This is a genomic window from Acinetobacter sp. AL9, from assembly GCF_041464035.1.
Taxonomy (GTDB): domain Bacteria; phylum Pseudomonadota; class Gammaproteobacteria; order Pseudomonadales; family Moraxellaceae; genus Acinetobacter; species Acinetobacter towneri.
The window spans coordinates 1-216 of the sequence record NZ_JAYFSK010000310.1; the positions used below are offsets into that span (position 1 = coordinate 1).

The 216-nt window shown below is 49.5% G+C and carries 1 protein-coding gene; it reads left to right on the forward strand.

Features of this window, described 5'->3' with window-relative positions; translation table 11 throughout:
• On the forward strand, positions 1-216 hold a 216-nt coding region (locus ACEO2X_RS14855), incomplete at both ends, for a transposase (protein ID WP_371972229.1).

The following is a 216-nucleotide window of genomic DNA, read 5'->3' on the forward strand; positions in this document are numbered from 1 at the left end:
TTTTGGTATCGAAATATGCCGATCATTTGCCGCTGTACCGTCAACGTCTGATCTATCAGCGGGCGGGAATCGAACTTTCTAGATCAACTTTATCTGACTGGATAGGTCGCTGCGGTGTAGAACTGGAACCTCTGGCCAATGCCTTAAAAGAGGTGGTACTACAACAGCAGGTGCTGCATGCAGATGAAACACCGGTCACCATCATGCGGATGGGTG